The following is a 20,661-nucleotide window of genomic DNA, read 5'->3' on the forward strand; positions in this document are numbered from 1 at the left end:
ATTCTAAAAAATCAATGAGTAAAAAAAGAAAAATTTTGTCTTAATGCCTCATAAGTTACAATTCCCACACTGGTGGCCAAATTAAGACTTCTTCCATAAGCCTTCATTGGTATAGTAATTGCATTTTCCCAATTAAGCTGCATTAAATCTTGTGGCAAACCAAAACTTTCACTTCCAAAGAATAAAAAATCATCTCTTTGAAATTGCACCTTAAAATAAGGCTTATTGCTTTTTGTAGTTGCAAAGAAAAAACGATCTTTGTATTTTATATTTTCTTGCAAAAACTCATCAAGACTCTCCCATATGATGGGATTTAATCTATTCCAATAATCAAGACCAGCTCTTTTAAGTTTTTTTTCTTCTAAATCAAAAACAATAGGCTTTACAATATGCAAAGTAAAACCAGCATTAAAACACATTCTTCCAATACTTCCAGTATTTTGAGGAATTCTTGGAGAAACCAAAACTATATTAAACATTAAACTACTACTCTTTTGATATTAGGATGAAGCTTGACTAAAATTTCATAATCTATAGTATCGAAAAAATTTGCCCATAAGGTTGCATCATTAAAAACACAAACTTCATCTCCACTATCCTCACAAGAAAAACTATCCATAGACATTTTTCCAAGTATCTTTTTTCCATTTGCAAGTCTTAACTCTCTTTTTGCATTATAACGAAATAACCCATCTGCATAACCTAAATCATATGTTGCGACATTTAAATCTTTATTTGCTGTATAAGCATTAGAATAACCTATGCTTTGCCCTGTTTTTAAAATTCTTTGACTCAATTTATGTGCATAAAGACTTAAAACCTTTTTCAAATGTAAAGCCCCGTAGCCAAATTGAACAAGACCTACTCTGCAATACTCATCTTTAGGAATTTCAGAGTTAAATAAAGCCGCTGAATTAAAAGAATGAAAAATTAATTTTTTACTACAATTCTTATAAAACCATTCTTTTACTTTTTTAAAATTATTTCTTTGCGCCAAATAAAAATCATCAGCATTATCAGCACTAGAAAAATGTGTAAAAACACCTTCAAATTTTAAATTATATTTTAAAATATCATTATAAGCTTTGTTTAAATCTTGGAGTTCAATTCCATTTCTATGCATATTTGTATCAATCTTCAAATGAATTCTAGTTAAAGGTTTAAAACTTTTAATCAGATTTATATCATTTAGTGCATAAATAAAATTTGGATTTTCATTCCCATTTGGACGATGTGAGAGAATTAAAATAGAGTCAAAAAAATCTTTAAGTTCATCTGCTTCTTGTTCGTTTTTAACAGCAACAAAGTTAATACCTTTGCTTTTGGCAATAGGAGCCAAAAGAGTAGCTCCATGCCCATATGCATTATCTTTAAAAACACAAATAACACGATCAAAATTCCCTGCTTTATTGGCAATTTGATCTAAATTAAATTCATAAGCCTTTTGATTTAACCTAATTAAAGACATTATTGCTCTGCAAGAATTTTCATTTTGCCTTCTTTATCAAGCTTAACATAAAGAACTTTATTTCCCTTAAACTGATAATTTTTAGTATAGTAGTCTTCATAAAAAGAAATTCTATACATAATTCTTCCTTCTAAATTTGGATAAGGACTTATGCTAATATCTGAAAATTTAATATCTTTTTTTTCATTTCTTGAAAAAATATTTTTTTTCATAGTTGCAAATTGCTCAAAAGAAGTCTTATCGAATCTTTTAAATTCTTTTTCATCATAAAAATTTAAATATGCTTTAATATTATTGTTTTCCCAAGCATTTTTCCATTTGAATAAAGAAGACAATAAAGAAGCAACTTCATCTTTATTTGCAAAAACTTTATCTTTTTCCTCTGTTAAAACATAAACTTTTTTATCTTTAACTATCGCGGCAAAACTATCTAAATTTTTATTAAATAAAGCAATACAACCTCTGGTCTTATACTCGTCAATTCTAGTTCCATCTAAAGGATAGCCATGGATCCAAATTCCTCCTCCTGTTTTTCCCTGAACTTTATCAAGCAAATTAGGATAAGTCGTTGCAAAAGCAAAAGGACCATAATAAGGATCCCCTGGATTAAATTTTTTTCCTAATTCATAAAAACCAATAGGAGTTTTTAAATCGCCTTCTTTTTGCTTATCACCCATTAAACCAGTAATCACATCTTTTTGTTCAAATTTTTCTTCGATTTTTCCATTGCTATAAGAATAAACTTTAAGAATTTTATCTGTTTTATTTGTAACAACTATAACTACTTCATCTTTATAATAACCCAAAGAAATATTTTGGTCTTTAAGTTCTTCCAACCAAAAATCTTTATTGGATAACTTTTGTTCTATAGCTGTTTTAACCGCTTCTAAACCATTATCAAGATAAATTTTTACAAGATCTGAAGCATAAACACTTGAAATAAAAAATAATGCAGTAGTGATAATTTTAAACAACGATAATCCTTTAAAAAATTTTCGAAGTGAAATTATATATCAATTTTTCTTAAAAAACTATGTAAATGAAAATTTAAAAATAGATTAATTTGTAAAAACATTTTATTTACGATATACTAAATACTTCTTAAAAAATTCGTTTTTTAAGTTATAAATTTTAATTAATCATTGGATATTTATGAAAAAAAATATTTTTATATTTGCTTTTATTTTTAGCATTATTATTCTTTACGTTATTTTTGATTTTTATATATTAGATGGCACAAGATTAACAACTAAGGTATCTTCAGCGTCTGCAAAAAATGCTTGTGATTTAAATTTAAAAGATTGCATATACACTTTTAATAATGAAAAAATTTCAATTTCTATCAATCCAAAACCCATTAAAGCATTAAATACCAATAAAATAAAAATAACAATAAAATCAAATAAAATTTACAATGATTTAAAGTTAAGAGTTTATGGAATAAATATGTTTATGGGCATAACAGAAATTAACCTTTATAAAATAAAAGATAATACCTTTGAAGGAAATATTATACTAAGTTCTTGCACAAAAGATTTAATGCGTTTTAAAGCTGATGTATTAGAAAATAATAGATTGACGGATTTTTCTTTTGAGTTTGATGTTAAAAAACATTAAAAAAGGCTAGAAAACTAGCCTTAAAAAATTACTTTTTCTTTTTGTTAGCTCCTGCTTTTTTTGCAACAGCTTCTTTAAGATTTTTTCCTACTTTAAATTTAGCAACTTTAGTTGCAGGAACGGTAATTGTTTTACCTGTACTAGGAACTCTAGCTGTTCTAGCTGCTCTTTCAGTAGTTGAAAAAGTTCCAAAACCGATAAAACTAATGCTATCTCCTTTTGCTAATAAATCTGTAATTGCTGAAATAACAGCATCCGTAGCGGCACCTGCATCTTTTTTTGTTAGCCCAGAAAGTTGAGCAACTTGAGAAATAAAATCTGCTTTAGTCATGGAAAGCTCCTTTTTTAAATTAAAAAGCCTAATTCTAGCATATTTAAAAAGTAATAGCAAGAAAAAACATTATTTTTCCTTATCTTTTTTTATTTTTTTCTCTTTCTCTTTATATTTTTCAAATTCTTTGCTATCATCAAGCTCATTTCCAATCTGCTCGTATAAATCATAATAATATAAAACAAAATCTCTACATTCTTCATTAATAGGTAAGAATATTCCATTTTCTAAAGTGCAAAAAAGATTTAAAAATTCCTTGGCATCTTTTTTTTCTGTATAATGTTTAGCAAGATTATAATAATTCTGCAAAGTTAAGTTTTTAAACCTTTCATAGAATTCTAAAGTAAAATTAATAGATAATTTTTTATTTTTAAAACTTAAAACTCTACTCCTAAATAATAAATCAAGATGAATTAAACCTTCTGTATAGTAAGGTTTCACCTCTTCAGTCTTTTGCCAAGCAATTAAAGAAATAGCCCTTTTAATAAGCTCATGAAATACTGGCATTCTAAGCTCATCAACTTCATGGTAGAAAAAATTTACCAAACCTCCTGTAGTCGCTTTATATTCTTCTATATTTTTAAAATATCCACTTTGATTCATCAATTTTTCACTCTCTTGATCTATGAAAAAAATATGACCAAATTCATGTCCTATAGTTGAAATTTCATAAACTCTTTTCCAAACTTCTTCTTTAAAAAAAAGAATTTCTCTTCCATAATCTAAGAATTCTTTATTAAAAATAATATTTGAAAGTTTCATAAAAGGCTTACTTTTAGCGCTTTCATAAACAAAATTTAAAAAAGCAAATATTTTTTTACCTAATTTAGCACTTACAAACTCATCATTAGGAACTACCTGAGCAGAAAAAAGCCCTCTAAGTTCTGCTCCATAAAAAATCATAGGGGTGCATATATAAAGTTGTGTTTTATTAATATTATTAAAAACTTCAGTTTTTAAACTGTCATTATCTAAATCTATATTTTTGCAAATTTTTTCAAAACTAGTATTAATTTGATTAATAAATTTAGCAACATCAAAACAGCTTTCATCTTGTAATCTGATATCCCACTCTAATGCTACAGCATGAGTATAATTATCTTCGTAATACTCCAAAGGATGACCAATTTGCAAAGGTGATTTTACTTCCATCCAAGCAAGCTCAGCTTCTTGCCAAGCTTCTATAACTTTATCTTCTTGTCTTTCACAAAAAGCTGCTTTTAATTTAACCAAATACTTAATATAGGCAAATTCCTCATTTGTATTTGCAATTTTTTTAAGCTTATCAATCATCGAATCAAAAGCAAACTCAAGCCTTAAAATTTCATTTTCAAAAAATTTAGCATAGGGAACAAATCTCCAAATTTGACCAATTCTCACTAAAACCCCATAGCTTCTTTCGCAAATCTTACCCTCTCTATCGACTTGATAAAGCTTATTTTGTTTTAAAAAATCCAAAGCTAAGTCAAGATCCTTAAACATTGAAGATAAAATTTTATTATTTTTTTCTATAATCTCTTTAGTCCAAGAGCTCTCAAAATCATTCATAATCAAACCTATGTCATGAACCCCTTGAATAAGAGTCTGATAAAAATCATTTAAAAGTTTTTTACTTTTAATCTCATCAATAAGTTCTTGATGCTCTCTTTCATAAAATTTTCTTACCTCATTATAAAAAAGATGTTTTATTTGGATAATTTTTTCTTCGCTAAAATTATTTTTTTCTAATTCTTTTACTAAATTTTCCTCTTTTAAATCTACTAAGCGTCTCAATATCGCTAAAATAGTATTTTTTTCTTTTTTTAAACCGCTTAGATTAATTAAGGATTCAAAATAAGAACCGATATTATCTTTATCTACAATTTCATATAAAGAATTGATCTGATCTTTTCGTTTTTTTACAAGTTGTAACACTTCTGTGAAATTATTCATAATTTTACTCCTTATAATTTTAAATTCTATTATAATTAAACATTAAAAATCAAGGAGAAAAAATGAAAGATATGGGAGAACCAAAACTTAAAATTGTTGCAATGCCAAAAGATACAAATTCTGCAGGCAATATTTTTGGAGGATGGATTTTATCACAAATAGACAGTGCTGGAGTCATAGCTGCTAGAGAACTTTCTCCTGAAAGAGTTGTAACAATCTCTATGGAGCAAGTGGTTTTTAAGCAACCAGTTTTTATAGGAGATATCATCTCATGTTATGCGAAAATTTTAAAAGTTGGAACCACTTCAATCAAAGTTCAAGTAGAAGTTGTTGCTCAAAGAGTAGATAAGCTAGGTTGCATGGCTTGTATCCATGTAACCTCTGCTACTGTAACCTATGTAAGCGTTGATAGAGAAGGTAATAAAAAACCAATTAGTGAAGAATTAAAAAAAATTCATGGTTTTTTAAATTCTTAAATTGTATGATAAAACTTTATCCTAAAAAGTCTATCAACATTTACTTAATTTACTATTGTATTTATTTTCCAGACATTCCTTGAAAAACTCCGCTCTAGTTTTAGGAGTTTTTTCAGGATGTTTTTCTTTCATATGCTCTAAATACTTATTATAACTTGAAAGTCCTACTAAAGGATGAAAAAACCTTTCGGCTTTTTCATAATAAATTTTAATCTTCTTTAGCATTTAAAGAACTTATTTTGATATAAGGACTCTCTTTTAATGGAATTTTAATCCTACCCATACAAATTCCTATACAAGAAATAATAACAAGTAAAGTAGTTAGCATAAAAAAGATACATAAAATAGCATCTAAAATGTTTCCAAATATCACATGAGATAAATTAGAAATTTGTTGTTCTTTTTCTTCTATTTGTTTAATAAAATGACTTTCTTTTTTATTTAAATTCTCTTTTTGCGCTCTAAGTTCTGAAAGCTCATTTTCTAATTTTTCTATATTTTTACTAGCCATTTGAGCAGTAGCTATATGGCTTACCACATTTCTTACTTTAGCCCCTTCTTCATAAGGTAGTATTTTTTGCACTCCACCATAAAGAGTTACTAGTAAAACAAAACAAGCTGGGATTAAAGTCACCCAAAGAAATCGTTTTTTGCCCATTTTGACAAGTATTACACTTACTAAAAGCAAAGCCATTCCAGCCAACATTTGATTACTTACCCCAAAAAGTGGCCATAAAGTATAAATTCCGCCCTTAGGATCTATTGCACCTTGATATAAAAAATACCCCCAACAAGTTACACTTAAAATAGTAGCTAAAATTCCTGCAAAATAATTATGAGTATTTCCTAAAGGTTTGTATACATTGCCTAAAATATCTTGAACCATAAATTTGGAAGTTCTAGTTCCAGCATCAACAGCAGTTAAAATAAATAAAGCTTCAAATAAAATGGCAAAATGATACCAAAAACCCATAAATTCAACCCCACCAAAAATTTTATGCAAAATCAAAGTAACGCCCAAGGCAAATGTTGGAGCACCCCCTGTTCTTGATAATATAGTTTGCTCTCCTATGTCTTTGGTAAGTTGCATAATTTCTTGTGGTGTTACACTAAATCCCCAATCACTAATAATTTTTGCTGCATTAATTAAATCATTTCCTATCAAAGCCGAAGAAGAATTGACAGCAAAATAAATTCCAGGATGCAAAATACATGCACAAATTAAAGCCATAATAGCCACAGCACTTTCAGCAAGCATAGCGCCATAACCAACTAATAAAGCGTGTTCTTCATTTTCAAGCATTTTAGGGCTTGTTCCACTTGAAATTAATGCATGAAAACCACTAATAGCTCCACAAGCTATAGTAATAAATAAGAAAGGAAAAATCGATCCAGCAAAAACAGGTCCAGTCCCATCAAGGTATTGGTAATTTACTTTTGGCATCTGAAAATCAGGCATAACAATGACAATAGCTAAGGCCATTACAACTATAACACCGATTTTCAAAAAAGTAGCAAGATAATCTCTTGGCGCCAAGAAAAACCATACAGGTAAAAGCGATGAAATAAATCCATATCCCATAATCATAAAAGCTAAAGTTGGAGCATCAAAAGTAAAAATTTTAGACCAGTAAGGATCTGTCGCAACAACACTGCCATAATGAATCGCTAAAATTAAAAGTACAAAACCTATAATAGAAGTCTCACCCACCTTTCCAGGACGAATAAAACGCATATAAATACCCATAAATATAGCAATAGGAATGGTCATAGCAATGGTAAATAAACCCCAAGGAGAATTTGCCAAAGATTTTACTACAACCATAGCTAAAATAGCGATGATAATAATCATTATGCCAAAAATTGCTATCATAGCTACAGCACCAGTAAAATTTCCCATCTCGTCTTTTATCATTTCGCCAAGAGAGCGACCCTTTCTTCTCATAGAAATGAAAAGAACCAAAAAATCATGCACAGAGCCTGCTAAAACACCACCAATTAAAATCCAAATCATAGAAGGTAAATAACCCATTTGAGCAGCCAAAACAGGACCAACCAAAGGACCAGCTCCAGCAATAGCCGCAAATTGATGACTAAATAAAACAATTTTATTTGTTGGAACAAAATTTTGTCCATCATTCTCAACTCTTGCGGGTGTAGCGCGATTTTTATCAAGCTCTAAAACCTTATAAGCTACAAAACGTCCATAAAATCTATAAGCTATCATATAAATACATACAGCAGATACAACCAAATAAAGAGCTGAAACTTTTTCTCCATTTTGTAAAGCCAAATAGCAAAAACAACAAGCTCCAAACAAGGCGACAAAAAACCATAAAATTTTATTAACCATTTTACTCAACCTCCTTTATTGGATAATCATTAAATTATAATTAATAAAATATTAATTATAATTTAAAAATTATTTTTAATTTTTAAAAATTTTTAAAACTCTCAAACATTCATTATTTGCTTTTTTAAGCAGTATTAAAAAGATAAAAATTAAAAATTTATTTATTATTTATATTTTGAAAAGTTTAAAGAAAAATAAAAGTTTAAAGACTAAGAAAGGATTAAAAAACTTTTTACTTGATTGTATTTTAAATCAAAGTTTTTAATGTTTCAAGCTTTTATATCTATACTTTTTGGTGTAGAATTTAAAGAAAGGATTTTATTAAATTCTCCTGCATCATCATCACTAAATTTCATACCAAAAAGAAGTTCTAATTCTTTACTAGTGCTAAATTTATCTTCTAATAGTTTTTTTACAAGTTCGTTTCTTATATTATCATCTTTGTAAGTTTCTTTGTTTTTACTTTCTGTTTGTATAGGCTTAAAAGGCTTTTCTTTGTCTTCTTCTGAAGTTTCTTTGTTATTTGTATTTTTTAAAGGATTGCTATAATCTACACCTTTTGCCTTTTCTGCTTCTTCTAGTAATTTTACAAACTCATCGTGTCTTTGTTTAAAATCAAGATATTTGATTTTAAATTCTTCTAGGCTCATATTAGAATTAATAAGCTTATTGTATTCATCTTCTAAATTCTTAATAGTTTTTATTAGTTTATCATCTCCTAAATTTTTAGCTCTATTTATATAATTCCATATTGATAAACTATCTCCCATAGGATTGCCCCAGCCATCTTGCTCGTAGGAGTATTTTAAAGGATTTTTATTCATAAAGGACAAAAATTCTTTTATTTCATTGTTGTCCGTATCGCTATTAAGTCCAGCTAATTTGCCCAATAAGGTTGTTTGTCCTTTAATTGTGCTAAGATTATTTATAAAAAACGCAATTAAAGCACCACCTTTAGATATTTTGTTATCATGTATTTGATATTTGTTAGAACCCAAATCTGCTATATTTTCATCAGTAAGCTTCCAAATGAAAGCATTATCGCTTTGTAATTCTTGCCAATAATTTACCCCATCTTTTTGGGATAGATTTTTTAAATCCTGTTCTTGAAAGCTTTCTCCTAATCCCTTATCTTTAACAAAAGAAGAAAAAGAGTTATAAGCATTTTCTATTGTTTTAGCAATGTCTATTTGAGAGTAAAAAGGTTGTCTTTTAATAAAGTTATTTACAAAATTATTTAAACCATCTGCATAAATCTTATAATCTTTTGGCAAGCTTGCTGCTTCGTTAAAATCACTTGTAAAAAAGCCCTCTTTATCTACGCCATAGCCTAAAATTTTATCTACCGCTTGTGATTTATCACTTACAAGGTTATTATTTGCTATGACATTAGATGATTTTGTATTTGAGGTATTATTTGTGTAATTGTAGTTTGAATAAGAATTTATACCATTAATCATTTTTGCCATCTTGTAAGTAAAGTTTTATTTATAAGATAAATCGGCAAAAATGATTTTTTCATAAGTTTTTTATCTTCTAGCTCTAGCAGTCCAGCCACCAAGTTGGATTTCCATATATTCTTTATACTTATTAGCCATTTCTTTAATAATCATATTGTTATTTAACATTGAGCTAGAATTAAATTTATACATTTGATAAGTATTTGGATTATAAGCACCTATCCCATAAGTGAAAAGCACATAAGGTTGTCCTAAGTCAGAAACTTTTACTTGTCTTTTAACAATGTAAGTAGGAAGCAAAGAGAGCGAGTTTTGTGTTACTTGCAAAAATGCTATTAATCTATTTTTACTAGGATTTGAGCAAGATGTTTGATCTATGCCACAAAGTCCTTGTGGTGCATTAGTATTCCCTTTAAGATAATTTACTATATATTGTAATTCTCCTTGCTCATATTTTGCTATTGCATACATTTCTGTTCCATTTATGATAGGAACAACGCTATACCCACCCTTAACTTGTTTCATCTCATCTAAACTAAGAGCTTTAACACCTTGAGAATTATCACTTATTGCACCATTACTAACTTTTAGCTAAAAAATCATCTGCAAAAGCAGAACTTACTAACAAAGAAGTCAATATTAATAAATCTGTGATAGAATGCACCACCTACTATTTGCTTCATCTCATCTAAATTAAGAGCTTTAACTCCTTGAAAATTATCACTTATTGCACCATTACTCACTTTAGCTAAAAAATCATCTGCAAAAGCAGAACTTACTAACAAAGAAGTCAATATTAATAAATTTGAGAACTTTTTTAACATAACTTCTCCTTTTTTAGCTATTTTTAGTCTTTATTTACATAATATCACAAATTATATATTAAAATCAATTTTTTGCTTGTCTTGTAAAAAATTTTTTGAAAATAGTCAGAAAGGTAACAATGAAAAAGATTTGTTTAGCGTTTATAGTTTTAGTTAGTTGTGTTTTTGCTAGTGATGAGTTAAATATAGACAATTTATTTAAAAAGCAAATAGGTTTAAGAAGTATCACAAGTTTATCCTTGCTTAGCACAGGAAATGCTTATTCGTATTGTCTTTATCCAAATATAGGAGTAAATGGAGATTTAAACGTTTGGAATGATACTAAGCAACTTTATTTAAATCAAACTTTTATCTATACCATAACACCTAAATTCGATATTTTAATTTCAGGTGGCGGGAATTATTCAAGACAAGAATACAACAATATCATCTCAGGAGCATTCACAAGTAAAAATACCTTAAATTTTGATTCTTTATGGCTAGGTTTCATTTACACAGCAGATAGTATAGCTGATTTCATCCCTCAACTTAAATTTCAAACTGCTATTATTCAAAGAGAAAAAACAGTAATGTAAACTAAAAACTTTTATTTCCAATCTCAAAATTTAGAAGCTAGTTTAAGAGGTTATAGCGATCCAGTAGTTTATAGCATTTATACTGGCTTTGGCTATAATCAAACAAGAAAATTTAAAATTGCAAAAATAGCTTATGGAAATAGTATTTATATAGGTGGAAATTTATCCATTATTTTAAGTCCTAAAATTACTTTAGATTTAGGAGCAGAGCAAAGATTTCAAACAGCACAAAAAATCAATGGAATAAAAAATTCAGAATTAAGATCAATCCCTACAATTAGTGCCGGATCTACTTATAGTATAAATCAAGACACGGCTGTTTCAGTCAGCGCTAGTTTAGGCGGAAGTTCTGCTGCACCTGATGCAATTTTTGGTTTAAGTCTATGGAAAAAATTCTAAAAATAGTATTAATGGTTACTCTTTTGCCTTTATTTTTAAAGGCAGAATTTGTAGTTAAGTCTTACCAAGAAATTAAAAATGAAAAAGTAATAAGACAAAATTATGAAGAATCTTGCGGAGCTGCTTCTTTAGCTACACTTATCAATATACTTGATGATAACAATTTAACAGAATTGGATTTATTAAAAACTATGAGTGGACAAAAACTTTATACAGATATGGTAAGTTTTGCGGATTTAAATGATGCAGTAAAAAAGCTTGACTATGAAAGCAAATCATATAAAGTCGATAGAAAAATTTTAGAAAAACTTGTAAATATTCCACTGCTTGTAAAAATCGAAGATGATCCACGCTTCCCACATTTTGTGGTAATTATCAATCATAAAGGTAATTATTTACAAATACTTGATCCAAGCTATGGAAAATATATAAGCTCTAAAAGAGAATTTTTTAGTGTATGGGATAGATATAATAAAGGTGGCTACGCTTTAATAGTAGCACCTAAAAAGGGGTTAAAAAAATTTAAACTTAATATACCAAAATCTTTAAATTTTGACTTTAGACCTTTTAGCTTGTATTAAATAAATTATTTCGATTTTGATACCACTTTGGTGATATTAAAATCTTTGCTTTAATATTTTTTATACCCTAGTTTGCCCCAAAAGATTATTGAGTCTATCCATTATAGAATTTACAAAAGAATTTATACTTTCATTACTTGCTTTCCATCCATTATGTTTAGCATTATTAAATTCTCTATCAAACCAAGCTCCACCATAACCTATACTTGTATTTTGCCATTTAACTCCTTTTTCCATCGCATATATATCTGCATCAAGCCATCCATCTTGAGCATAACCTTTTAATAAACTTGCAAAATCAACTTTTCCTGTCATGATGTCATCTAAAGCTATTCTACTACCGCTAAAGCTTTCCTTAGCCATAGCTCTATTATAAGCTTCTATTGTCGGATTAAGTGTGGTTTTTAAACTCTCAACAGGTTGCCCACCTTGAGATTTTAAAAAGCTCATAAATAAAGCTTCTTTAGAATAACTTCCATCTTCATTTTGCGGATAAACTGACATATCAGGATTAAACTGCCAATCTCCACCCTTAGAAACATTTTTAATCTCTTCCAAAGATAAACCAAAGCTATGACTGCTTATACCTTCTATATAAACCCCTGATTGTACAAACAAGCTTTCAGCTTCTTTTACTTGTTCAGAAGTTTTATAAACATTTGAAATAGAAACTTTGGAAAAATCTCTTAAATGAGTAATATTCATTCTATTATTTAGGTCATTATAATCTGCAGCTTTTATTCCACTTACACTATACCCCTTAGGTATAGAATTTATATCTGCTTCACTAAAACTTGTTTTATCGTTTGGAAAACTTTGGCTTAAAGCATTAGAAAAAAGATTATAATATTGTTTTATGGTTTCAGCCATATCGATATTAGTATAATACTCGCTTACGCCTAAATATTCTTTTATACTTGAAGCAACAGGATCATTCTCAGCAGCTCTCTCTATCTCATCTAAAGTAGATTTATGTATCTTAAAATCTTTTGGTAATCCTGCAGCTTTATTAAAGTCTTCTCCCATATAACCATCTTTATCTACACTATAACCATAGGCTAAAGATGCAATATTATTTATATTAACTAAAGGATCAGCTTGTTTATATTTTAGAGTATAAATAGAGTTTTTAAATTCACTTGATATATCATAGTTAGGAGAACTTGTTTTACTACTTATACTAAAATTAGTGTTATTGCTAGTATTTGTTGTATTGGTAGAATTTAATACTTCACTTCTTATTAAAGTTTGTGAATTTGCACTTTGAATTTCATTTAATTTAGTGACATTTTGTTTTAAAAAAGTATTAGCAAAATTTATTTTAGAATTTTCTTTACTTTCTTTATTAGCTTTACTTTGTGAAAGTATAGAAGTATAACCTGAATTATCATTGATGCTAAAGATATTCATATTAACTCCTTGATTTAGATTCTGCCTTCAATCTAAATATAAATTAATATAAGCAAAATTTATTCCATTTTAGAATAAAATGGAATAAATTTAGAAAGAATTAGTATTGATTTTTAAATTGTTTTAAAATTTCATAAGCAGGACTATTTGCATAAGCCCAAATGTCTGTGCCAAATTTCGACCCACTTGTATAATATTGCAAATAATAATCTTTTTGATTATTTACATAACGGTATTTAGCTACGATATAGCCACTACTTGAATAACCAAGTTGTGCACTTACTGCTCCATGACTATGACCACTGTAATCATTGTCATTTAAAACAACATAACCATAAGAACTTAGAGAACCTGCATTATAATCAAAAGCACTATCTCTTTGAAACCAATATCCACCCTTAACCTCTTTCATCTCATCAAGGCTAAGAACTTTAACACCTACACTATTATCACTAATTGCACCATTACTAACTTTAGCTAAAAAATCATCTGCAAAAGCAGAACTTGAAACTAAAGCACCTAAAGCTACAACACTAAGGATTTTTTTAAACATTTTAGCTTCTTGTTTTAAAATATGATGCGAATTTGTTTTATTGCAGAAAATATTTTAAGTCAAATTTAATAAAACATTGTTTTATAGATATTTGAAGGATATTTATAATGATTTTATGGTAATGATGAGTGTTTTTATTTTTTAGAAAAAATATAACAAATTTGTTTAAATCTCAATATGATTAATATCATTTGAAAAATATTTAAATTTTGTTATAATGCAAAATATTCTATTAAATCAAGGACAACAATGCTAAAAATAATAATCATAGCTTTATTTTTTATTATTAATTTAAATGCAAAAATTCCTAAAGATACTATAATTATTGCAGTAGAGAATGAAATTTCAAGAATAAATCCTGCCTATAGTGAAGATCATGATGTAGCTATATCTTTGGTTTTTTCAGGACTTACACGTTTTGATGAAAATATGAATTTAAAACCCGATTTAGCCAAATCTTGGAAAATAAGTAGTGATGGCTTAAATTACGAATTTGATTTAAGAGAAGATGTGCTTTGGCATGATGGAGTTAAATTTAGTGCAAAGGATGTCGAGTTTAGCCTTAAATCTTTTATGAATAAAAAAAATAATTCTTCTATATATGTTAATTTTGAAGACATAAATAAAATAGAAATTTTAAATCCTTATAAAATTAAAATTAGTTTAAAAAAACCATACCCAGCTTTTTTAGATGCTTTGAGTATAGGTATTCTTCCTTATCATTTGTTAAAAGATGAAAATTTAAATACTAGTTCTTTTAACCAAAATCCTATTGGAACAGGGCCTTATAAATTTGCAAAGTGGAAAAAAGGTTCTTATATGATATTTAATGCTAATGAGCATTATTATCTTGCAAAAGTAAAAAGTAAAAAAATTATTTTAAAACATATAGCAGATCCAAATATTAGTGCAGTTGAGCTTAAAAATGGACAAATTGATGTTGCTTTGATCGACTCTTCTTTGCTTAAAACTTTTTTAAATGATAAAAATTTTAAAATTTTAAAGCAAAGCTCGGCTGATTATAGGGCTTTAATGTTTAATCTAAATAATGAATTTCTTAAAAATAAAAATATACGTTTAGCTTTAAATTACGCAGTTGATAAAGAAGGCATAGTAAAAAATATCTTGCATAATTACGGTTTCATAGCTTCTCATCCTTTAGAAAAATCTTGGGCTAATCCTAAGGAATTTCCAAGTTATAAATTTGATTTAAAAAAAGCACAAGGACTTTTGGAGAAAGAAGGCTTTAAAAAAAATAAACAAGGTTATTATGAAAAAGATGGAAAAGTCCTTGAATTTGATATTTATGCAATGAGTAATGATCCTTTAAGGGTTGTTTTAGCTGGTATCTTACAAAATGACTTTAAAAAACTTGGAGTGAAAACAAAAGTAGTTGCTAAAATAGCTGGAAGTTTTGACTATACTAAAGTAGATAGTTTTTTAGTGGGTTGGGGTAGTCCTTTTGATCCTGATTTGCACACTTTTAGAGTATTTGAAAGTTCTCAAGATAGTGATGTTAATGGTTCTGGATGGAATTTTGGACATTATCATAATGCTAAGGTTGATAAGGCTTTATTTTTGGCAAGAAATTCTCTTGATATAAATGAAAGAAAAAAATATTATTCTAATTTTATTCAAGCTTTATATGAAGATCCCCCTTTTATATTTTTGGCTTATTTAGATTTTGCTTTGGTTTATAAGGCAAATATTTTAGGTATAAAGCCTAGAATTTTAGGTCATCATGGAGTAGGATTTACTTGGAATGTTTATGAATGGAGTAAAAATTAGTATTTATAAGGTTTTTGCTACTTGTTTTTTAATGTTTCTTAGTTCATTTTTGTGTTTTGCTATGCTTTATTATAGTAAAGCAAGTGTTGTATTTGCTAGTGGAAATGATGTAGTGAGCCTAGAGACAAAAAATCGTATTGAAGCAAATTTAAATTTAGACAAGCCTTTGGTAGAGCAATACAAAATATGGTTATTAAAAGTTTTTAAAGGAGATTTTGGAACTTCTTTAATTAGCGGAGAAAAGGTGCTTTCTTTAATTGTAGAACCTTTAAAAAATACTTTTATTTTAACTATAATATCTTTATTTATTTTATTTTTTTTAAGTATTGTTTTGGCTTTATTTTGTGTGGTTTATCAAGATAGTTTTATAGATAAGATAATTAATTTTTTTACTCTTAGTTTTTTTGCTTTACCACCATTTGCTTTAGCTTTAATACATATTTTAATTTTTGGATTTTTTTTAAAAATTTTACCAATTTCGGGTGTGAGTGATATAGGTTTTGAAGATGATTTGCTTAATAGATTTGAGCATTTAATTTTACCTCTTAGTACTTTAGTTTTATCGCATTTAGCTATATTTTTGCGTATAGCAAGAGCAAGCTTTGTTGAAAGTCTTAATCAAGTATTTATTCTTAACGCTTTTGCAAGAGGTTTAAGCAAGATAAGAGTATATGGACATTTTATATTGAAGTATTCTTTGGGGGTAATTATTTCTTATTTTGGTGCTAGCGCTTTGAGTTTTATAATGGGTGCTTATGTGGTTGAAAGTATATTTTCTTATAATGGAATAGGTTTTTTAATGATACAAAGTATTATTTTTAAAGACTATCCTGTGGCAATGTTTTTAATTATGCTTAGTATTTTAATGGTTAATTTTTTTATTTTAATTAGCACTTTGCTTGTTAAAATTATAAATCCAAGATTAAATTATGCGTAAAATTGGTATTTTTTTATTTATTTTTATATCTTTATGTTTATATTTTAATTTTTTATTAAGTGGATACGATCCAAATTTAATACATCTTGATTCTATTTATCAAAGTCCTTCGAAAGAATATATTTTTGGGACAGATTCTTTAGGTAGGGACTTGTTTATTAGGCTTTTATTTGCTTTAAAAACTTCTTTTTTAATAGGTATTTTTGCTTCTTTTTTTACTATTTGTTTTGCTTGTTTTTATGTTTTTTTAATGCGTTTAGTTTTTTATAGTTTTTTTATACGTTTGTTAAATATTTTTTTATCTTTACCAATTTTACTTTTGCTTATGTTTTTTCAAAGTTTTTTACAAGGTGGATTTTGGAGTATGATTTTTATCATAGCTTTAGCCCACTTTCCATTTATAGCTAAAGTTTTAGAAGATGAGTTAAAGCGTCTTGAAAAACTTGAATTTTATGAGTGTGCTCTTGTTTTAGGTTGTTCTAAAATAAGGGCATTTTTTAAAGAGTTACTTCCTCCTTGTTTTTCGCTTTTAATGGTATTATTTGTTTTAAATGTGATTCATGCTATTAATACTGAATCTACTTTAAGCTTTTTTGGGCTTGGACTTGCTTTTGAAATTCCAAGCTTGGGTAATATTTTAAACGATGCAAGTAAAGCCATATTTCTTGGGGCTTGGTGGATGATTGTTTTTCCGCTTTTGTTTATTTTAGGGCTTATTTTACCTTTGCTTTTATTGGCTCGTTTTTGGCAAAATATTTTTGGTATAAGATTATGATAGAGATTGAGAATTTAAATTTAAGTTTTAAAAATAAGCCTTTGTTGCAAAATATTACTTTTACTTTAGAGGATAAAAAATCTTTAGCTATTATGGGAAAAAGTGGAAGCGGAAAAAGTCTTTTAGTTAAGTCCTTATTAAAACTTTTAAATCAAGATTATAAGCTCGATGCTAAAAAATTTAGAATTGATAATTTTGATGTTTTAAATTTAAAAGAAAAAGAACTAAGAAAATTAAGATCCTTTGCAGCTCTTGTTTTACAAGATGCACATTTAAGTCTTTATCCTTATTTGGACATTGGAGAATTATTTCATATTGTTTTAAAAACTCATACCAATTTAAATAAAGCATTAAGAAAACAAAAAGCTTTTTATTATCTTGATTTATTAGGATTAAAAAATTTAGATTTAATTTGGCATTCTTACCCTTATCAATTAAGTGTTGGTATGGCAAGACGTATTAGCTTTGCATTAGCTTTGGTTAGTGAGCCAAAATATTTAATTTGTGATGAGATTAATTCATCTCTTGATAAAGAAAATGAAGAAAAAATTATCAGACTTTTATATGAACTTAAAGATAAAATAAATCTTATTTTTATTACCCATAATTTAAAGATGATTTATGATTTATCTGATGAACTTTTAATACTGCATCAAGGTTTAATCTCTCAAAAAATAAGTAAGAATGATTTTTTTAAAGAAGAAAACGAATATACAAAAGCTTTTTGGAGTTTTTATGCTAGAGGTTAAAAACTTAACTCAAAGTTATTTATTAAAAAAGCATTGGTATTTAAAAAAAGAAGAAATATTTATATTTAAAGGATTAAATTTTAATCTTAAAAGTGGTGAAAATTTAATTATCACGGGAGAAAGCGGAAGTGGAAAAAGCACTTTAGCAAGAATTTTATGTATGCTTGAAGTTCCAAAATATGGAGAAGTATTATATAAAGGATTTAATTTACATTTACAAAATGATAAACAAAAAAGAAAATTAAGAACTAAAATCCAATACGTTTTTCAAGATCAAAAACTTGCTTTAAATCCTTATAAGAGTATAAAAAGACTATTGTTTGATGTATATGAGAATTTTTCTTTAAAAAAAAATAAGAATGAGATTTTATCTTTTTTTGAAATTTTTGGATTAAAAGAAGAAATATTTCATTTAAAATCTTTTAATTTAAGCGGCGGAGAAGCTCAGAAAATAGGTCTTATAAGAGCATTGATTTTAAAACCTAAAATTTTAATTTTAGACGAAGTGACCTCTTCTCTTGATATTTTAAATACACAAAAAATTTTAAATTTTTTAAAAAAATATCAGCAAAATCAAGAAATTTCATATATTTTTATCACACATCAACAAGAATTTTTTAATGATTTTTTATGTAAAAAAATACATTTATAATATGATTTTATAAGTTTCTATATAGAAAAAATTAAGTAATATTCACATATTATTTTAATAAATTTTAAAGAATTAAAAGTGTTATAATATATTTAATACTTCTTAAGGAGAATATATGTCTCATATGGAGATTTCTCATCCATATTTTGGTATATTTTTAATGCTAATATTAGCTAGTGTTATTTTTTTTGGCTTAGTTTTTATTGCTTCTAAAATAGGAAATTCGTTTGCTGCTAAAAATCGTAAAAAACTTGGACTTGGAATGTATGAGTGTGGTCCTATTCCTGTAAGACAAGCCAATAAAATGAATTCTCAGTTTTTTATAGTTGCTTTAGTTTTTATACTTTTAGATATTGAAGTAGTGTTTTTATTTCCTTGGGCATTAGTTTTTAAGTATCTTGGTTGGTTTGGACTTTTTGAAATTTTTATTTTCATTTTGCTTTTAGCAATAGGTTTTTTATATGCTTATAAAAAAGGGGCGTTTGAATGGCAGAGCATCAAGTAAATTATGCAAATGGACTTCCTGTAGTTTTAACTACAGTTGATAAGATTGTTCAATGGGGTAGGAGCAATTCCTTATGGGCTTTATCTTATGGTTTAGCTTGTTGTGCAATTGAAATGATGGCAGCGGGAGGTTCAAGATATGATTTTGATCGTTTTGGAACAATTTTTAGAGCAAGTCCTAGACATTCTGAAGTAATGATTATAGCAGGAACTTTATCTAAAAAACACGCTGAATTTACAAGAAGGCTTTATGATCAAATGCCAGATCCTAAATGGGTTATTTCTATGGGTAGTTGTGCAAATACAGGTGGAATGTTTAATACCTATTCAACTGTTCAAGGGGTTGATAGAATTATTCCTGTTGATATTTATGTTCCAGGATGTGCCCCAAGACCTGAAAGTTTTCAATTTGCCTTAATGATTTTGCAAAAAAAAATAAGAAAAGAAAAAGCAAGTCGTAAAATCGCTCCAAAAAGGCTAATATAATGAGAAAATATCAAGATAAGAAAAATGTTCAATTAAAAAATTATTATGAAGATGGGTTTTATCATGCTCCACAAAGTATTAAAACTGATCCTAAGGAAAGTATTTTTAAAGATGATTTTTTAATCTTGCAAGAAAAGATTGATCTTCAAGATGCTTTTATAGAATTTGATACACTTGTTCTTGATATTTTAAAAGAAGACAATGTGAAAACTTTAGCTTTACTTAAAGAATTAGGTTATGATTGTTTTATTGAAGCGAGTGCAATTGATTTTGTCGCACAACGCAATGGTTTTAGTGTCTTTTATCAACTCCTTAATATTAAAAAAAGCTTACGTGTAAGAATTAAAACTTTTGTAGTTTCAAAAGAGAGACTTCAAAGTGTTACAAGTGTTTTTAAAGGTGCTAATTGGAGCGAGAGAGAAATTTATGATATGTTTGGAATTTTTATCATTAATCATCCTAATTTAAAGCGTATTTTAATGCCAGATGATTGGTATGGACATCCTTTGTTAAAAACTTATCCTTTAGAAGGAGATGAATTTGCAAAATGGTATGAGATTGATAGAATTTTTGGAAAAGATTATAGAGAAGTGGTAGGACCTGAAAATAGGGATCCAGCTTTTATTGATGATAAGGATACTTTGAATTTTTCAAGATTATATCATCAAGTTGAAAAAGGAAAAACACCAGTTGAGAGTTCTTTGGCTTTAGAATATCAAGAAGAAGAGGGTGTAGCTTTTGTTAAAAAGATCAAGCGAGATAAAATTAAATTTTTAGATAAAAGGCGTTAA

At 27.5% G+C, this 20,661-nt stretch carries 22 protein-coding genes and 2 pseudogenes; 12 read left to right on the forward strand and 12 right to left on the reverse strand.

The window, feature by feature from the left end; genetic code table 11:
* Positions 1 to 11: 11 nt before the first annotated feature.
* Genes DU473_RS00935 through pgp2 form a run of 3 tightly spaced genes read right to left on the reverse strand, consistent with a single transcriptional unit; the run spans position 12 to position 2,442 of the window.
* The gene (locus tag DU473_RS00935) at positions 12 to 479 is read right to left on the reverse strand and encodes a tRNA (cytidine(34)-2'-O)-methyltransferase (RefSeq protein ID WP_131166152.1); all 468 of its coding nucleotides are present in this window, start codon (positions 477 to 479) and stop codon (positions 12 to 14) included.
* On the reverse strand, positions 479 to 1,468 hold the full coding sequence (locus DU473_RS00940; RefSeq protein WP_131186382.1) for an alanine racemase: 990 nt from the start codon (positions 1,466 to 1,468) through the stop codon (positions 479 to 481). The genes DU473_RS00935 and DU473_RS00940 overlap by 1 nt, the downstream gene beginning before the upstream one ends.
* Entirely contained in the window at positions 1,468 to 2,442 is a 975-nt protein-coding gene (gene pgp2 / locus DU473_RS00945; RefSeq protein ID WP_131186383.1) for a cell shape-determining L,D-carboxypeptidase Pgp2, read from the reverse strand. The genes DU473_RS00940 and pgp2 overlap by 1 nt, the downstream gene beginning before the upstream one ends.
* Before the next feature lie 178 nt (positions 2,443 to 2,620).
* Between pgp2 and DU473_RS00950 the strand changes: the two genes are divergently transcribed.
* Positions 2,621 to 3,085 (forward strand): hypothetical protein, encoded by a 465-nt coding sequence (locus DU473_RS00950; RefSeq protein ID WP_131186384.1) that lies wholly within the window; start codon positions 2,621 to 2,623, stop codon positions 3,083 to 3,085.
* A 28-nt stretch (positions 3,086 to 3,113) separates the two neighbouring features.
* Here the strand turns inward: DU473_RS00950 and DU473_RS00955 are convergent, their stop codons facing one another.
* Positions 3,114 to 3,416 carry an HU family DNA-binding protein gene (locus DU473_RS00955; RefSeq protein ID WP_131186385.1) on the reverse strand — a complete coding sequence of 101 codons (303 nt, stop codon included), beginning with the start codon at positions 3,414 to 3,416 and terminating at the stop codon, positions 3,114 to 3,116.
* A gap of 69 nt (positions 3,417 to 3,485) precedes the next feature.
* Positions 3,486 to 5,348 (reverse strand): invasion protein CiaB, encoded by a 1,863-nt coding sequence (gene ciaB / locus DU473_RS00960; RefSeq protein WP_131186386.1) that lies wholly within the window; start codon positions 5,346 to 5,348, stop codon positions 3,486 to 3,488.
* A 62-nt stretch (positions 5,349 to 5,410) separates the two neighbouring features.
* Between ciaB and DU473_RS00965 the strand changes: the two genes are divergently transcribed.
* Positions 5,411 to 5,824 (forward strand): acyl-CoA thioesterase, encoded by a 414-nt coding sequence (locus tag DU473_RS00965; protein WP_131163430.1) that lies wholly within the window; start codon positions 5,411 to 5,413, stop codon positions 5,822 to 5,824.
* A gap of 33 nt (positions 5,825 to 5,857) precedes the next feature.
* On the opposite strand, the gene kcuS is transcribed toward DU473_RS00965, so the two are convergent.
* The 5 genes and pseudogenes from kcuS to DU473_RS00990 form a co-directional block, all read right to left on the reverse strand.
* Positions 5,858 to 6,049: a KCU-star family selenoprotein gene (gene kcuS, locus DU473_RS00970; protein WP_131163431.1), complete on the reverse strand. Its 192-nt coding sequence runs from the start codon at positions 6,047 to 6,049 to the stop codon at positions 5,858 to 5,860.
* A complete protein-coding gene (locus tag DU473_RS00975; RefSeq protein WP_424944984.1) occupies positions 6,033 to 8,177 on the reverse strand; it encodes a carbon starvation CstA family protein in 2,145 nt (714 codons plus the stop codon). The genes kcuS and DU473_RS00975 overlap by 17 nt, the downstream gene beginning before the upstream one ends.
* A gap of 269 nt (positions 8,178 to 8,446) precedes the next feature.
* Positions 8,447 to 9,646 carry a Cj0814 family flagellar-dependent secreted protein gene (locus DU473_RS08605; protein WP_498365873.1) on the reverse strand — a complete coding sequence of 400 codons (1,200 nt, stop codon included), beginning with the start codon at positions 9,644 to 9,646 and terminating at the stop codon, positions 8,447 to 8,449.
* 60 nt (positions 9,647 to 9,706) lie between these two features.
* Positions 9,707 to 10,304, reverse strand: a pseudogene (locus DU473_RS00985) (bacteriocin).
* Positions 10,237 to 10,461 (reverse strand): hypothetical protein, encoded by a 225-nt coding sequence (locus DU473_RS00990; protein WP_131186387.1) that lies wholly within the window; start codon positions 10,459 to 10,461, stop codon positions 10,237 to 10,239. The pseudogene DU473_RS00985 and the gene DU473_RS00990 overlap by 68 nt, the downstream one beginning before the upstream one ends.
* Positions 10,462 to 10,580: 119 nt before the next feature.
* Between DU473_RS00990 and DU473_RS08315 the strand changes: the two are divergent.
* A pseudogene (locus DU473_RS08315) lies at positions 10,581 to 11,435 on the forward strand (hypothetical protein).
* On the forward strand, positions 11,420 to 12,016 hold the full coding sequence (locus DU473_RS01005) for a cysteine peptidase family C39 domain-containing protein (protein WP_131163436.1): 597 nt from the start codon (positions 11,420 to 11,422) through the stop codon (positions 12,014 to 12,016). The pseudogene DU473_RS08315 and the gene DU473_RS01005 overlap by 16 nt, the downstream one beginning before the upstream one ends.
* Positions 12,017 to 12,076: 60 nt before the next feature.
* Here the strand turns inward: DU473_RS01005 and DU473_RS01010 are convergent, their stop codons facing one another.
* Both DU473_RS01010 and DU473_RS01015 read right to left on the reverse strand, forming a co-directional pair.
* Positions 12,077 to 13,426 (reverse strand): Cj0814 family flagellar-dependent secreted protein, encoded by a 1,350-nt coding sequence (locus DU473_RS01010; RefSeq protein WP_131186388.1) that lies wholly within the window; start codon positions 13,424 to 13,426, stop codon positions 12,077 to 12,079.
* A gap of 100 nt (positions 13,427 to 13,526) precedes the next feature.
* Positions 13,527 to 13,979 (reverse strand): hypothetical protein, encoded by a 453-nt coding sequence (locus tag DU473_RS01015; RefSeq protein ID WP_131186389.1) that lies wholly within the window; start codon positions 13,977 to 13,979, stop codon positions 13,527 to 13,529.
* Positions 13,980 to 14,228: 249 nt separating this feature from the next.
* Here DU473_RS01015 and DU473_RS01020 point away from each other — a divergent pair, with 249 nt between their 5' ends.
* The 8 genes from DU473_RS01020 (at position 14,229) to DU473_RS01055 (ending at position 20,661) form a co-directional block, all read left to right on the forward strand.
* On the forward strand, positions 14,229 to 15,767 hold the full coding sequence (locus DU473_RS01020) for an ABC transporter substrate-binding protein (protein WP_131186390.1): 1,539 nt from the start codon (positions 14,229 to 14,231) through the stop codon (positions 15,765 to 15,767).
* Positions 15,748 to 16,704, forward strand: coding sequence for an ABC transporter permease (locus DU473_RS01025; protein ID WP_131186391.1), 957 nt, complete (start codon positions 15,748 to 15,750; stop codon positions 16,702 to 16,704). The genes DU473_RS01020 and DU473_RS01025 overlap by 20 nt, the downstream gene beginning before the upstream one ends.
* Positions 16,697 to 17,479, forward strand: a complete 783-nt coding sequence (locus DU473_RS01030) for an ABC transporter permease (RefSeq protein ID WP_131163932.1) — start codon at positions 16,697 to 16,699, stop codon at positions 17,477 to 17,479. The genes DU473_RS01025 and DU473_RS01030 overlap by 8 nt, the downstream gene beginning before the upstream one ends.
* Complete coding sequence (locus DU473_RS01035; protein ID WP_243830459.1) at positions 17,479 to 18,228, forward strand: ATP-binding cassette domain-containing protein; 750 nt, start codon at positions 17,479 to 17,481, stop codon at positions 18,226 to 18,228. Before DU473_RS01030 ends, DU473_RS01035 begins: the two co-directional genes overlap by 1 nt.
* Positions 18,215 to 18,880: an ATP-binding cassette domain-containing protein gene (locus DU473_RS01040; protein WP_131163931.1), complete on the forward strand. Its 666-nt coding sequence runs from the start codon at positions 18,215 to 18,217 to the stop codon at positions 18,878 to 18,880. Before DU473_RS01035 ends, DU473_RS01040 begins: the two co-directional genes overlap by 14 nt.
* A gap of 115 nt (positions 18,881 to 18,995) precedes the next feature.
* A complete protein-coding gene (locus DU473_RS01045) occupies positions 18,996 to 19,385 on the forward strand; it encodes an NAD(P)H-quinone oxidoreductase subunit 3 (protein ID WP_131163930.1) in 390 nt (129 codons plus the stop codon).
* Positions 19,367 to 19,870 carry a NuoB/complex I 20 kDa subunit family protein gene (locus DU473_RS01050; RefSeq protein WP_131163929.1) on the forward strand — a complete coding sequence of 168 codons (504 nt, stop codon included), beginning with the start codon at positions 19,367 to 19,369 and terminating at the stop codon, positions 19,868 to 19,870. The genes DU473_RS01045 and DU473_RS01050 overlap by 19 nt, the downstream gene beginning before the upstream one ends.
* Positions 19,870 to 20,661, forward strand: coding sequence for an NADH-quinone oxidoreductase subunit C (locus DU473_RS01055; RefSeq protein WP_166683073.1), 792 nt, complete (start codon positions 19,870 to 19,872; stop codon positions 20,659 to 20,661). Before DU473_RS01050 ends, DU473_RS01055 begins: the two co-directional genes overlap by 1 nt.

It is taken from the genome of Campylobacter novaezeelandiae (assembly GCF_004323845.1).
GTDB lineage: Bacteria > Campylobacterota > Campylobacteria > Campylobacterales > Campylobacteraceae > Campylobacter_D > Campylobacter_D novaezeelandiae.

Bases quoted from the DNA above. Each gene is read 5' to 3' on its own strand.
- DU473_RS00975 (WP_424944984.1), bottom strand. From the start codon at position 8,177: ATGGTTAATAAAATTTTATGGTTTTTTGTCGCCTTGTTTGGAGCTTGT.
- DU473_RS00950 (WP_131186384.1), top strand. From the start codon at position 2,621: ATGAAAAAAAATATTTTTATATTTGCTTTTATTTTTAGCATTATTATT.
- DU473_RS01050 (WP_131163929.1), top strand. From the start codon at position 19,367: ATGGCAGAGCATCAAGTAAATTATGCAAATGGACTTCCTGTAGTTTTA.
- DU473_RS01030 (WP_131163932.1), top strand. From the start codon at position 16,697: ATGCGTAAAATTGGTATTTTTTTATTTATTTTTATATCTTTATGTTTA.
- DU473_RS01005 (WP_131163436.1), top strand. From the start codon at position 11,420: ATGGAAAAAATTCTAAAAATAGTATTAATGGTTACTCTTTTGCCTTTA.
- DU473_RS01015 (WP_131186389.1), bottom strand. From the start codon at position 13,979: ATGTTTAAAAAAATCCTTAGTGTTGTAGCTTTAGGTGCTTTAGTTTCA.
- DU473_RS00965 (WP_131163430.1), top strand. From the start codon at position 5,411: ATGAAAGATATGGGAGAACCAAAACTTAAAATTGTTGCAATGCCAAAA.
- DU473_RS01025 (WP_131186391.1), top strand. From the start codon at position 15,748: ATGAATGGAGTAAAAATTAGTATTTATAAGGTTTTTGCTACTTGTTTT.
- DU473_RS08605 (WP_498365873.1), bottom strand. From the start codon at position 9,646: ATGGCAAAAATGATTAATGGTATAAATTCTTATTCAAACTACAATTAC.
- DU473_RS00935 (WP_131166152.1), bottom strand. From the start codon at position 479: ATGTTTAATATAGTTTTGGTTTCTCCAAGAATTCCTCAAAATACTGGA.
- DU473_RS00940 (WP_131186382.1), bottom strand. From the start codon at position 1,468: ATGTCTTTAATTAGGTTAAATCAAAAGGCTTATGAATTTAATTTAGAT.
- DU473_RS00990 (WP_131186387.1), bottom strand. From the start codon at position 10,461: ATGTTAAAAAAGTTCTCAAATTTATTAATATTGACTTCTTTGTTAGTA.
- DU473_RS01055 (WP_166683073.1), top strand. From the start codon at position 19,870: ATGAGAAAATATCAAGATAAGAAAAATGTTCAATTAAAAAATTATTAT.
- ciaB (WP_131186386.1), bottom strand. From the start codon at position 5,348: ATGAATAATTTCACAGAAGTGTTACAACTTGTAAAAAAACGAAAAGAT.
- DU473_RS01045 (WP_131163930.1), top strand. From the start codon at position 18,996: ATGTCTCATATGGAGATTTCTCATCCATATTTTGGTATATTTTTAATG.
- DU473_RS01040 (WP_131163931.1), top strand. From the start codon at position 18,215: ATGCTAGAGGTTAAAAACTTAACTCAAAGTTATTTATTAAAAAAGCAT.
- DU473_RS00955 (WP_131186385.1), bottom strand. From the start codon at position 3,416: ATGACTAAAGCAGATTTTATTTCTCAAGTTGCTCAACTTTCTGGGCTA.
- kcuS (WP_131163431.1), bottom strand. From the start codon at position 6,049: ATGCTAAAGAAGATTAAAATTTATTATGAAAAAGCCGAAAGGTTTTTT.
- DU473_RS01020 (WP_131186390.1), top strand. From the start codon at position 14,229: ATGCTAAAAATAATAATCATAGCTTTATTTTTTATTATTAATTTAAAT.
- DU473_RS01010 (WP_131186388.1), bottom strand. From the start codon at position 13,426: ATGAATATCTTTAGCATCAATGATAATTCAGGTTATACTTCTATACTT.